At 35.9% G+C, this 13,578-nt stretch carries 10 protein-coding genes and 1 other annotated feature; of the genes, 6 read left to right on the top strand and 4 right to left on the bottom strand.

The genetic code is table 11. The features are described from left to right. Nucleotides 1–41: 41 nt before the first annotated feature. The 3 genes from MKY04_RS14915 to MKY04_RS14905 form a co-directional block, all read right to left on the bottom strand. On the bottom strand, nucleotides 42–1,421 hold the full coding sequence (locus MKY04_RS14915; protein ID WP_126293650.1) for an FAD-binding oxidoreductase: 1,380 nt from the start codon (nucleotides 1,419–1,421) through the stop codon (nucleotides 42–44). A 159-nt stretch (nucleotides 1,422–1,580) separates the two neighbouring features. Beyond that, nucleotides 1,581–1,790: a small acid-soluble spore protein SspI gene (gene sspI / locus MKY04_RS14910; protein ID WP_126293649.1), complete on the bottom strand. Its 210-nt coding sequence runs from the start codon at nucleotides 1,788–1,790 to the stop codon at nucleotides 1,581–1,583. A 224-nt stretch (nucleotides 1,791–2,014) separates the two neighbouring features. Beyond that, on the bottom strand, nucleotides 2,015–3,250 hold the full coding sequence (locus MKY04_RS14905) for an IS110 family transposase (protein WP_346234646.1): 1,236 nt from the start codon (nucleotides 3,248–3,250) through the stop codon (nucleotides 2,015–2,017). A gap of 668 nt (nucleotides 3,251–3,918) precedes the next feature. Between MKY04_RS14905 and MKY04_RS14900 the strand changes: the two genes are divergently transcribed. Continuing rightward, nucleotides 3,919–4,680: an RNA methyltransferase gene (locus MKY04_RS14900; RefSeq protein WP_346234645.1), complete on the top strand. Its 762-nt coding sequence runs from the start codon at nucleotides 3,919–3,921 to the stop codon at nucleotides 4,678–4,680. A gap of 106 nt (nucleotides 4,681–4,786) precedes the next feature. On the opposite strand, the gene MKY04_RS14895 is transcribed toward MKY04_RS14900, so the two are convergent. Further along, nucleotides 4,787–6,157 carry a methyl-accepting chemotaxis protein gene (locus MKY04_RS14895; protein WP_126293647.1) on the bottom strand — a complete coding sequence of 457 codons (1,371 nt, stop codon included), beginning with the start codon at nucleotides 6,155–6,157 and terminating at the stop codon, nucleotides 4,787–4,789. Nucleotides 6,158–6,373: 216 nt separating this feature from the next. Next, nucleotides 6,374–6,604, top strand: a binding site (T-box leader). A gap of 167 nt (nucleotides 6,605–6,771) precedes the next feature. Here MKY04_RS14895 and pheS point away from each other — a divergent pair. The 5 genes from pheS (at nucleotide 6,772) to MKY04_RS14870 (ending at nucleotide 13,551) form a co-directional block, all read left to right on the top strand. Continuing rightward, nucleotides 6,772–7,809 carry a phenylalanine--tRNA ligase subunit alpha gene (gene pheS, locus MKY04_RS14890; RefSeq protein ID WP_126293646.1) on the top strand — a complete coding sequence of 346 codons (1,038 nt, stop codon included), beginning with the start codon at nucleotides 6,772–6,774 and terminating at the stop codon, nucleotides 7,807–7,809. Between the two features lie 12 nt (nucleotides 7,810–7,821). Then, complete coding sequence (pheT, locus tag MKY04_RS14885) at nucleotides 7,822–10,227, top strand: phenylalanine--tRNA ligase subunit beta (RefSeq protein ID WP_346234644.1); 2,406 nt, start codon at nucleotides 7,822–7,824, stop codon at nucleotides 10,225–10,227. 201 nt (nucleotides 10,228–10,428) lie between these two features. Continuing rightward, the gene (locus MKY04_RS14880) at nucleotides 10,429–10,776 is read left to right on the top strand and encodes a hypothetical protein (RefSeq protein ID WP_246020230.1); all 348 of its coding nucleotides are present in this window, start codon (nucleotides 10,429–10,431) and stop codon (nucleotides 10,774–10,776) included. Beyond that, nucleotides 10,777–11,928: a sensor histidine kinase gene (locus MKY04_RS14875; protein WP_346234643.1), complete on the top strand. Its 1,152-nt coding sequence runs from the start codon at nucleotides 10,777–10,779 to the stop codon at nucleotides 11,926–11,928. Between the two features lie 66 nt (nucleotides 11,929–11,994). After that, complete coding sequence (locus tag MKY04_RS14870) at nucleotides 11,995–13,551, top strand: ATP-binding protein (protein WP_346234642.1); 1,557 nt, start codon at nucleotides 11,995–11,997, stop codon at nucleotides 13,549–13,551. Nucleotides 13,552–13,578: the final 27 nt, after the last annotated feature.

Below are 13,578 nucleotides of genomic sequence, written 5' to 3'. Positions count from 1 at the left end.
ATCAAAAAACAAGAGATCCAATAATGATAAGTTAAATATAATTAAGAAATGAATATTTTTCCAGGGTTTAGAATATTATTTGGGTCAAATAATTTTTTAATAGCCTTCATCACTTCTAGAGAATTCCCATGCTCAGTTTGTTGGTATTTTGCTTTGCCAATTCCTACACCATGTTCACCTGTACAAGTTCCACCGTTTTTTAAAGCAAAATTCACTATATTTTCGTTGAACTTTGTCGCGCTTAATTTTTCTTCATCGGATTGTGGGTTATACATGACGAGAGCATGGAAATTTCCATCACCAACATGGCCAACAATTCCGCCAACTAGACTTGTGACTTCTATTTGTGAACGGGCAAAGCGAATTGCCTCCGCAAGTTTCGATATTGGTACACAAACATCCGTTGTCATCATTTTTTTCCCTGGGAAACCGTGGATGAACGCATAAGCAATACTATGTCGGACCTCCCAAAGTTTGTTGCGGGAAGCAGTATCTGTTTCAAAAGCAAAATTAGTACAACCATATTCTTCAAATATATCTTTTGTAAAAGATACATCCTCTGCCATACCAGACTGATTACCATGGAATTCTAAAAATATAGTAGGCTTTTCTTCATAATTCGTATCATTATAGATGTTAGCTTGACGGACTGAAGCTTCGTCTACCAATTCTACTCGACCAATTTGAATTCCTGCTTGCCTAATGGCAGTAACAGCCTGTACGGCAGAATCAATCGTGTCAAATAGTGCACGACCTGCAGTAACGAATTCTGGAATACCGAATACACGAAGCGTAATTTCTGTAAAACACCCTAAAGTACCTTCAGAACCAACAAATAAGCCGTTTAAATTGTAGCCGGAGGAAGACTTAACAGCTAAGTTTCCTGTATGCATGATTGTGCCATCAGCAAGGACAACTTCTAAATCACGAACTTGATCGCGCATTACACCGTAGCAAACTGCGGTAGTACCGCTTGCATTTGTGGCAGTCATTCCACCAATTGTTGCATCAGCCCCGGGGTCAACGGTAAATTGAAGCCCATATTTTTTTAATTCTTTATTTAATTGTAATCGTGTAACTCCTGGCTGAACTTTTACTAATAAGTCATCTGGTCGAATTTCCAATATGGAATTCATTAGTGAAAAATCGATCGAAATTCCTTTATTAACTGGAATTACATTTCCCTCTAAGCTTGAGCCGACGCCAAATGGAACAACTGGAATTTTAAATTCGTTTGCGATTTTTAAAATGTTTTGTACATCTAATGTCGAGCGGGGATAGACTACCACATCAGGTAAAACTGGCTCATGGTGTGATTCATCTTTTGCATGTAATTGTCTTACAGTTTCGTTTGTAGTAATTTGATCTTGTTCTAAAACTTCTAATAATTGATTAATAGCATCTGAAATACTTACTTGCATTTTTACACCTCATTATTTATTAGTAACTATTATTTTAGATTAAATGAGAATTTTATGAAAGGTTGAAATATTATGTAAATGGGAATGTTGAAAAAAGGAACCATCCAAAAGTATTTTGGACGGTCCCTAAATTCATACCAAGTAAGTAGACATCTGATATTAAGATTGAAAAGCTTTTGATAATTTTTCTGTAAATGCTTCCTGTTCTGCAGCAGACGATGCTTTCCACCATTTCTCTAAAAATACACCTAAACCAGGTAGTAAATGCTCTTCACCACGAGAAATAGCATCCTCTACAGTATCACGGAACTCGTTAGCACTGTCGCCTTGAACGTTTGCTGTAATTGCATCTCGAATTTGAAAATTCATAACAATCTCCTCCTCTAAGAGTAGTCTGCTTCAACATAGAAAAACTATACATAGTAAATAATTTTATAAATGATGAATTTAAACAATTCACAAAACCAGCTAATAGATTGTCAATAAAAATCTTTTAAATTAAAAATCGCTTCATGCTATACTAAAAATGCACAACTCAAGTAACCCTCCGAATCTAATTTGGAAGGTTTTTGTTTTATTTTCAAATAATGTTACTAATTAGTTTCTTGGAATGGTGTTTTTGATTTTAACATCGCATAAATCCAGTGTAAAAGCTTATTAGCGCAAGCGATAATAGCTACTCTGTATGGTTTACCTTCTTCGCGTTTCAAGTCGTAGAAGGCTCGTAATCTTTTATTTCGTGCTATAGTTTCGTCAGTTGTTTTCTTTTTACGGCTATCACGAATAGAGCAGCGAACCGCTGTGTAAAGCATACGGCGAAGCCGAGCTGAGCCACGTTTGGTAATATGATTTTTTGTACCTTTAAAGCGTCCTGATTCAAACACACTTGGATCAAGTCCTGCAAAGGCAACTAACTTTTTTGGATGACTAAACCGATCAATTTCACCGATTTCAGAAATAATCGTTGCAGCGATTTTTTCACCTACACCGGGAATTGTTTGGAGTAGTTCATATTCTTCAAGTTGTACCGCTAAATCATCAATCTCTCGTTCTAACGTAGAAAGCTGTTGGTGGTACGCTTGAAGTAAATCTATATACATATTCAGACTGACAAGAAGACTATGATAAAGGGTTGACTGAAATGGATTGCGTTCTCCAGCAGCGATTAATTCCTCTGCTTTTTCATGCGCCCAATCAAATGAACGTGCTTTACAATGCATATTAATAAACTGGGCAATTTCTTCTACACCTGCTTTTAAGACAGACTCGGAGGTAGGGAAGGTTTGTAAAGTTTTTAATGAAATTTCGGCATATAAATTCCCAAAAACTCCTTTGTATTCAGGGAATACTTGATCTAATACTGCTTGGAATTGGAGCTTAGTTTGAATCATAATTCCTGTCATGTTTTCATGTTGCCTTGTCAGATGCCGAAGGTTTAATAACTGAATACCACGTTTCTTCTGAGGTTCTAAATCCTCTTTGTAATATAGTTCACCTAAGTGATAAGCATCAATGGCATCTGTTTTCGTTTTCCGTAAGCTAGAGCTTTTCGCTCGGTAAGATACCAACGGATTTACGATAATCACAATATACTCTCTTGCTTCTAAAAACTGAACAACTGGGGCATGATAATGGCCAGTTGATTCCAAAACCACAGGTGGTTTCATCCCTGTTTGACGCTCTAAATCTAGTAAATAAGAGTGTAACTCTTCTAATCCTTCTACCGTATGTTCAACCTTCACACTGTTTTTATAGGGCATTTTTTTATCCAAGAACATTTGAATCTGACTTTCACCTTTTGCGACATCCAGACCGACAACTGGATTCATTTAAATCTCCTCCTTATGTAGTGAATTGACCGGTAACCTCCATCTATCTTGTCATTCATATCTTCGCTTGTTATACGGGATCGCTATAGTCCCAACCAGCCTAATCATGTGTTAACAAGTAGAGGGCGAACAGTTTTGTGGACGGGATCAAGTCCCACGGGCCAGAACGTTCTACCCCGGCTACTATCAATCTATAAATTGAATAAAAAATAGTCAACCAGATTTCTCTGGCTGACCTTATAATACGAAAGGGTTGGATAACAGCAGTAAAATTCCATGCCACATTCGATTAAAAGATAGCGAGTTTCCATTGCAACTTCTTCTACACTTTTATAATATTTCCTTTTCCACCGTTTTCATTAGTTTCAGAAACAATGCAGAATGATTCATTGTTAAGCATGGAAACCTATTTTTGTTTATCAGGATGTTGTGCAATAATGCGTTTTACTAAATTCATTTCTATACGAGCTCATTTGAAAACTTTGGTGAACATACTACTGAGGAGCATATAAAAAGGCTTAGTACACTTTTAAAAACCAATGGAATTGAACAAAACTATTCTGTTAAGAAATAGGTTGACCTTTTCAAGAAGAAGATTTTTACACTGTCCAACTTTTCATGTAAAATTAGGCTTTAAGAACGAAAGGGAAAAGGCGGTAACTGTATAAATGAAACGAATTGAATCAACACAAAATGCTTTAGTAAAGCATTGGAAAAAGCTTGTAACAACTCGTAAAGAACGTGAAAAAACAGGAGAATTTATCGTAGAAGGCTTTCATTTAGTGGAAGAAGCGTTGAAAAATAAAGAGCAAATTGTTCAGATTATTGTGCGTGAAGGTGTGGAATTACCTTTATTATGGGCAATTGATAATGTCGTGATGGTGGAGGTTACGGATTCCGTTGCAAAAGAAATTGCGGAGACAGAGACTTCTCAAGGTGTCTTTGCCCATTGTAAACAACAACAGGCAACAAATGAAGATCAGGCAAATTGGCGAAAACTTTTACTTGTTGATGCAGTGCAAGATCCAGGCAATATTGGTACGATGATTCGTACAGCTGATGCAGCTGGTATTGATGCAGTCGTATTAGGAAAAGGTTGTGCAGACGCGTACAACCCGAAAACATTACGTTCAGCTCAAGGCTCCCATTTCCATATCCCGGTTGTGCGGGGTGAATTAATGGATTGGATTGAAGATTTACAAGAGCGTGATGTAAAAGTTTATGGAACTGCTTTACAAGATGCCATTGATTATACTGAGGTTGAAGGTTCGCAAAACTTTGCATTAATCGTAGGTAATGAAGGCAGTGGTATTCATCCACAGCTGCTTGATAAAACAGATCAAAATGTCATTATCCCGATTTTGGGCCAAGCCGAATCACTAAATGTTGCTGTAGCAACTGGAATACTGCTCTATCAATTTATTCGTTAATTTGAATTAAAGAAGAGAATGAAAAGAGGCTAGCGCAAGTCCTGCCCTGTTTGGGTGAAAATAACCTAAAAGGCCAAGCAGAGCAGGGTACTTGCGCATTTATTATTTATTCAATCAGTAAATCAGCTCCCAATACACCAATAATATGATCTCCATCTAATATAGGCATTGACAGTGAAATACAATTTTTCTTTGTTAAAGCAGAAATATAAACCTCTGATACATAGACTTGTCCAAGTGAAGCTTGAATAAACCAAGGACGCATTTTTGCGTTAACAAGACCAGCTGTAGGATTCGAATAAACGAATGTTCCATCCAGTCGATTAGACCATATTGCTTCTAATTGTTTGTTTGATGAAAGAATATCATCCAATACTTTCTTGTGTACTTGTGTATTCATTGTTACTAGCTGTCTTGTTTGGTTTAGTTGTGAAAGAATTTGTGTCATGTTATTGATTAAGGAGTGATCCATTTCTATTTCATGTGCGGATAAATCTTGTTGAACGATTGTTTGTAATTCTTCGGAAGTTTGAATTAATGAATGACTTATTGCTCGTATCTCTTCTACATTTATGTGCTGCTTATCTAAATCGTTTGATACGTGATAAACATTCTCTTTGTTTTCAAACGCCAATTGAGATATTTCCTGAAGCAGCTGTGCAATCTCCTGGACGCTTTCTCGTTGTCCCTCCACAGCATCAGTAGATTCGGAAACCATTTTTGTTATAGAACTTAATTTCAATTGGAATGATTTTAAATATTTCAGAATGTCATTTAATTCGTTTGAACCCTCCTGAATTTGCTTTGTTTCAGTTTCCACCATATGTGTAGATTTATTAATCTCGTTTAAGATTAAATCAATATTTTCTCGTGTTTCTTCCACTGCATTTGAGGTTTGGTTTGCTAGGTTCCCAACTTCATTCGCTACTACTGCAAATCCTTTTCCGTGTTCTCCTGCTCGAGCAGCTTCGATGGATGCATTTAAAGCTAAAATTCGCGTCTTTTGGGAAATGGATCCGATTGTATGGACGATATCAATAATTTTTCTTGAGTTATTTACTAGCTGATTCATTTGCTGTAGGAGAGTGTTGTGACTATTGCTTAAAGTTTCAAACTTTTTTTGAAGTGAATGAAAAGATTCAAAAGATATCATTAATTCTTCATTTGAAGTTTGACTGTTTGAAAGAATTTCTTGTGAAAAGGCAGAAATATGTAAGGCGGATGATTCAATTTCAGTCATTTTTTTAGAAACTTGCTGTGCATGTTCAGCAGTTTGTATACTATGCTCAAGTAAACTATTTGATTTTTCTTTACTAGAAGCAGATGTTTCCTCAAGTGCTATTGAAGCGATTTTCATTTGTTCAACTACTGCTTTAAGTTGGTCAATTGCAACTTGAATTTGTCCATTGATATTTAGAGATGCGTCTTCGAAACTTGATTCTGTTTTTATTTCTTCTCGTCTTTTTATAAAAAGCATAAAATATCCCTCCTTTTTTGATGTTACAAAATCTAACGTTAATATAATATAAAATATAACATATTAGTTAAAAATTCCATATACAAATGTTTAAAATGTACTATTTTTTACGTATATTAAAAATGTAATATTTTTAAATGAGAATGTGATTGCTGTACTTGAAACGATTTCCGTTTTGAAGTAAAATAATGAAGAATTTAGAAATACAATAATTTTAAATGCGTTATGAGTGGGAAGAGTAAATATTTATAGACCTTTTAGGGAGCATAGGCCGTAGACTGAAAGCATATGTATTGTCGTAAATATTGAAGTTCACCCCACGAGCAGCTTCCGGGATCAAGTTTATTTGTGAAAGGAAAGCCGGCTGAGTTAGCCGTTATGTTAATGAAGTGATTGCATATTTGCAATAACTAGGGTGGTACCGCGAAATTAGTCCTCGTCCCTTTTTAGGGGCGGGGTTTTTTGTTGTGAAAAGAGGTTAATTGGTTATTCGCACATAAATCTGTGAAAACCGCACATAAACCGATGAATTTCGCACTTAAACATTCCAATACCGCACATAACCCATTAGTCACATCACTACAAAGCCAAATTTTTTAAGGAGGTATATAAAAATGGAACAACAATTAAAGCAATTAGAGCAAGAAGCATTAGCTAAATTAGCAGCAGCTTCGAATTTAAAAGAATTAAATGATGTTCGTGTTGCGTATTTAGGTAAAAAAGGTCCAATTACTGATTTATTAAAAGGAATGGGGAAATTATCCCCTGAAGAGCGTCCGAAAATGGGTGCACTTGTCAACACGGTTCGTGAGAATGTAACAGCACAATTAGAAGCAAGAGCTGCTGTATTAGAAGCGCAAGCCATTCAAGAACAACTTGAAAAAGAATCAATTGATGTGACGTTGCCAGGACGTAAAATTCGCCAAGGAAATCGTCATCCTTTAACACGCGTAGTCGAAGAAATTGAAGATTTATTCGTTTCAATGGGATATCAAATTGCTGAAGGTACAGAAGTTGAAAAAGATTATTACAACTTTGAAGCACTTAACTTGCCTAAAGGGCACCCTGCTCGTGATATGCAAGATACATTCTATATTACAGAAGAAACACTTTTACGTACACATACTTCACCAGTGCAGGCACGTACGATGGAAGCGAAAAAAGGTGAACCAATTCGAATCATCTCGCCAGGTAAAGTGTTCCGCCGCGATAATGATGATGCAACACATTCACATCAATTCATGCAAATTGAAGGGTTAGTTGTTGGTGAAAACATTCGCATGAGTGATTTAAAAGGTACACTTGATGCGTTAGCGAAAAAAATGTTCGGTGCAGAACGTGAAATTCGCCTACGTCCAAGTTTCTTCCCATTCACTGAGCCATCTGTTGAAGTTGATGTTTCTTGTCATAAATGCGGCGGTTCTGGCTGTAACGTATGTAAGCAAACAGGCTGGATTGAAATTTTAGGAGCTGGAATGGTGCATCCAAATGTACTAGAAATGGCTGGATATGACTCTAAAAAAGTATCAGGATTTGCATTTGGAATCGGTGCTGAACGTATTGCAATGTTGAAATATGGAGTGGATGATATTCGTCATTTCTATACGAATGACAATCGTTTCTTATCACAATTCCACCGAACAGAAGAGTAAGGGGGCGCAAAAATGTTAGTATCATTAAATTGGTTAAAACAATATGTTGACATAGATAGCTTAACACCAGAAGAATTAGCTGAAAAAATTACACGTTCTGGTATAGAAGTAGATGCAGTAATCGATCGTTCGCAAGGGATGACAAATGTAGTTGTAGGATATGTTGTTTCAAAAGAAAAACATCCTGATGCAGATAAATTAAATATTTGCCAAGTTGAAGTTGGAGAAGGTGATGTGCGACAAATTATTTGTGGTGCACCGAATGTTGCGCAGGGTCAAAAAGTTATCGTAGCATTACCTGGAGCTCGTCTTCCAGGGGGCGTGAAAATTAAAAAAGCTAAAATGCGCGGCCAGGAATCAAACGGAATGATTTGTTCATTACAAGAGCTAGGTATAGAAGGACGTGTTGTTCCGAAGGTCTACGCTGACGGAATTTATGTACTGCCTGAAGATGCAGTGCCAGGAAGCGACGCATTGGAGCTTATCGGCTTACGTGATATTGTATTAGAACTTGGCTTAACACCAAACCGTTCCGATGCACTTTCAATGCTTGGAGTTGCTTATGAAGTGGCAGCTATTCTTTCACAGGAAGTAAAATTACCGAAAATTAACTATGAAACTTCATCTGAAAAAGCTCAAGACTACTTAAAACTCCGAGTGGAAGCTAAAGAAAATCCATTGTATGGTGCGAAAGTTGTTAAAAACGTAAAAATTGCCGAATCACCACTTTGGCTGCAGCATTATTTAATGGCTGCTGGTGTACGCCCACACAATAATGTTGTTGATATTACAAATTATATTTTAATGGAATATGGTCAACCGCTTCATGCATTCGACTATGATTCATTAAAAACAAAGGAAATTGTTGTACGTTTAGCAAACGAAGGTGAAAAAATTGTTACTTTAGACGATCAAGAACGTACATTGAATTCTCATAACCTTGTTATTACTAATGGCATCGAGCCAGTTGCAATTGCAGGGGTAATGGGTGGTGCAAACTCTGAAGTGACAGATTCTACGACAACAGTTGTAATTGAAGCTGCTTATTTTGATGGCCTTTCAGTTCGTCGTACATCAAAAGAATTAGGGCTTCGTTCTGATTCATCAGCTCGTTTTGAAAAAGGAGTAGATCCAAATCGTGTCCTTCTAGCTGCTGAACGTGCTGCTCAAATGTTAGAAGAACTTGCTAGTGGAGAAGTGTTAGATGGAACAGTGTTAATTGATGAATTAGACAAGACACCTGCAAGAGTCGTTGTATCTCCTGATTTTATTAATACTCGACTAGGGATGAAAATATCGTTAGAGGAAATGTTGTCAATTTTAAATCGTTTAAAATTCGACGTAGAAGCAGCAAATGGCTTACTAATTATCGATGTACCAACTCGTCGTCAAGATATTAAAATTGAAGAAGATATTGTAGAAGAAATCGCTCGTTTGTACGGCTATGATGAAATACCAATGACGCTTCCAAGTGGAGGGGAACAAGTTGGTGGTTTAACACCTTACCAAGCGAAACGACGCGTTGTTCGTAATTTATTAGAAGGTTCTGGCCTATATCAAGCAATTACTTATTCATTGACTTCTGATGAGTTAGCACAAAAATATGCTTTAAAAGCAGAAGATACAACAAGATTATTAATGCCAATGAGTGAAGATCGTTCTACATTACGTCAAAGCTTAATTCCTCATTTAGTGGAAGCAGCAAGCTATAATGTAGCTCGTAAAGAGGAATCTGTTGCATTATATGAAATCGGGTCTGTTTTCTTGGGTCAAACAGAAGAAAAACTTCCTTATGAAGAAGAGCATATTGCCCTTATTGTAACTGGAAAATGGGTAGACAATGCATGGTTGGGTGAAAAAGTAAATGCAGATTTCTTCGTTGCAAAAGGAATCGTAGAAGCTTTATTCGAAAAACTCGGCTTATCAGAACGAATTTCGTATGAAAAAGCGGTTGTTGAAGGTTTGCATCCTGGTCAAACGGCAAATATTTTGCTTGATGGAGAGAAAGTCGGAATAATTGGTGGTCTACATCCAGTAGAGCGCAAAAAGTATGACTTAAAAGAAGCGTTTGTAGCTGAATTAAACTTACAAGCGATTATTACAGCGTCTGTAGAAGAGTTAGTGTATAAACCAGTTCCTCGTTTCCCAGCGATGACTCGTGATATCGCATTAGAGCTTGATCGTTCAAAACCAGCTGGAGAAATTGTTGAAATAATTCGTAAAGCGGGAACAAAACTTTTAAAAGAAGTAAAAGTTTTCGATGTATATGAAGGTGACAAAATGACAGCTGGCAAAAAATCAGTAGCCTTCTCTTTAACATACTTCGATCCAGAGCGTACGTTAACAGATGAAGAAGTAGTAAATGCTCATGAAAAAGTGCTAAAAGCATTGGCTGAGGCTGGAGCGGAAGTACGATAATTTAATACAAATTAGATGGTGGTGAAAGGCTATTTACTTTTCACCACCTTTTTTATTGTTACTTATAAGAAGATAAGAAGAAAAAGTTTTATGAGGTATATAAAACTACTTTTGTTAAATTTTTGATAAAATATTTTTAAAAAGTGTGCTAAAATTTTATTATAAGAGTGAAAATATAACATTAAAGGAAATTAACAAAGTATGTTAAGTTTTAAAAAAGCAACAAAAAGTAAGATACTAATTGTTATTACTTTTCTTATTATCATTACTATTTTCCGTTTAATATGGATGAACTTCTTATCAACGCTTAATTATACTGAAAGCCCAAGTATAAATAATGGTGTTTTAGATTTACGTGGATGGGAGTTTTCAGATAAAAAGACGCTCCCGTTAAATGGAGAATGGGAGTTTTACCCATCTACTTTAATCAATCCTGATGAATCTCTACAATCGGTCGAGGGAGATAAAACGTATATACAAGTTCCAAGTAAGTGGAATGATGTTTTTATTAATGATCAGGATCATTCTTTTCACTACGGTACATATTGATTGCGAATACTGCTTGATGATGAAAGTCCCCATACATTTGGTTTAAAGATTTCAGAAATTAATACTGCCTCTGCAATATATGTGAATGGAAAATTAGTAGGGGGAGCTGGACTACCATCATCAAATTCCGACTTACATGAAAATAATAAAATTCCATATTCTGTTTCATTTGGACCTAAAGAAAATGAAGTTGACATACTAATACATGTATCTAGTAAGTTTAATGAGGGGGGAATTATAAAACCCTTACGCTTTGGAACAATAGAAGCAATTACTTATCGAAATAACCTTTCCATTGGAATGCAGCTATTATTTTGTGCAGTCTTAATAATACACGGTGTTTATGCGTTAATCTTATATGTTATTGGCGCTAATCCAAATAAAGGATTGTTATACTTTTCCTTAATATTATTCTCTGCTCTTATTACTGTTCTGGGAGCAGATGATAAATTACTGTATAGAGTATTTGAAATCAACTATGTATGGGGGGCAAAATTAACTTTTCTCTCATATATTGGTGTTGCAGCATTTATTCCACACTTGATTAAGAATTTATTCCCTATTGAAGGTTATTTAAAAATTCTAAGATGGTACTCGTTATATTGTGCTCTTTATGCTATCTTCATTCTACTAGCACCTTTGGAATATGCTTTACATACAATTACCATACTCGGTACAGTCCTTTTATTATCAATCATTGTTTCGGTGATTTTGCTTAAAAATACAAATAAGGAGATAGAAGAAAGTATCTATCTTTTAATTAGTTGTTTAAGTATTGGAGTAAACATTGTTTGGGTAATAATACACGGTCGTTTGTCGCTAGAATATATACATTATCCTTTTGATCTTATTTTCGCAATACTAGCTTTTGCAGCACTTTGGTTTAAACGCTTTTTCCTCGTTACATCAAAGGCGGAACAGCTTGCTGAAAAATTAAAGCTCGAAAACACGCGCAAGGATGACTTTTTAGTTAATACCTCTCATGAATTGAGAAATCCATTGCACGGTATAATCAATATTATTCAATCAATTTTAGATGACCGAAAAACCCCGCCTAGTGAAGAGCATAAAAAACGCTTAGGAATTATAATGAAAGTCAGCAAGCGTATGTCCTTAATGTTAAATGACTTGCTGGATGTCACTAGATTATGAGAAAAAACGATTCAGTTACAACTAGGGAGAGTACAGTTACATTCTGTTGTAGCTGGTGTTGTGGATATGATAAAACTTATGCTGGATGGGAAACCAATCCGTCTGCAAGTTTGTATTCCTGATACATTTCCTGCTGTTTTAGCAGATGAAAACAGAATTATTCAAGTCTTATTTAATTTAGTTCATAATGCAGTGAAATTTACTGATGAAGGAACAGTCACAATTCATGTGTATATTGAGAATAAAAAAGCTTATATTGTTGTTGAAGATACTGGAATAGGAATTGAAAAAGAGGCATTGCAAACTATTTTCCATCCCTATGAACAAGCTTCTATTAATTCATCAAGTGAACGTGGTGGATTCGGACTTGGACTTAGCATTTGTAAGCAATTAGTAGAATTGCATAACGGAACATTAACAGTTGAATCAACTCCAGGTAAAGGCTCTGCTTTTACATTTACACTTCCTCTATTCGAAGTTAGTGAAGTTGAAGAGGAAAATTATATAATTAATCTGCTGAAAGAATCAATCAATACTATTGCTGCAACAACTGAGCTTTCAACACAGATTGAAACGCGAAACGACTATAATGTTAATCAAGAATTGAAACCAAAAATTTTAGCAGTAGATGACGACAATATTAACTTAAACATATTGATTTCCCTTCTTGGAGAGGAATATGAAGTGACCGCTGTTAGCAGTGCAAAACAAGCTCTTGAAAAACTCAAAGTGGAACAATATGATCTTGTTATCTCAGATGTGATGATGCCGCATGTTTCAGGCTTTGAGCTAACGCGTATTATCCGCAAACAATTTACTCTTTCGGAGCTACCTATTCTGCTACTGACTGCTCGAACTCGGTCTGAGGATATGTTGACCGGCTTCCATGCAGGCGCAAATGATTACGTAACGAAACCTATCGATTCATGGGAATTAAAGGTGAGAGTGCAAGTACTCATAAAACTAAAACAATCCATTGAGGAACGTGTAAGAATGGAAGGTGCTTGGCTGCAATCACAAATCAAACCACATTTTTTATTTAATGTGTTAAATTCAATTTCTGCACTTGGAACGATAGATACAAATAAAATGCAGGAGCTCCTTGAAGAATTTAGTAATTATTTACGTTTCAGCATTGATTTTAATAATGCAGCACCACTTGTTTCTCTTGAAAGTGAACTTTCTCTTGTTCGTTCCTATTTATATATAGAGAGTGTACGTTTTGGTGATCGCTTAAGAGTTCGATGGGAGATTGATGATTCAATTGAAATTCAGGTACCTCCGTTGTCAATTCAACCACTTGTAGAAAATGCGGTAATACATGGTATTTTAGATCGCGAAGATGGGGGAGAAGTTTGCATTCGGGTTCGCAGGCAGTTAGATTGTATTGAAATTTCGATAATTGACGATGGCAAAGGTATGACTGAGGCTGAATTTGAGCAGCTCTTCATGAATAAAAGTGACTCGAAAGTTAGAAAAAGTATTGGGTTGAAAAATATCGACCGCCGCTTAAAACAGCTATTTGGTAAAGGGCTGCAAATCGTTAGTTCATATAATAAAGGGACAACTATTACTTTCTATATTCCAATTAAGAAAGAGATAGGGGAAATAACCTTCCCTTAATGCTAATTTGTACTAACATAAAATGAG

Source organism: Lysinibacillus telephonicus, from assembly GCF_039654155.1.
Classification (GTDB): Bacteria; Bacillota; Bacilli; order Bacillales_A; family Planococcaceae; genus Ureibacillus; species Ureibacillus telephonicus.
The sequence above is the reverse complement of the archived record's forward strand: the minus strand, read 5'-3'. Positions and strand labels throughout refer to the sequence as shown.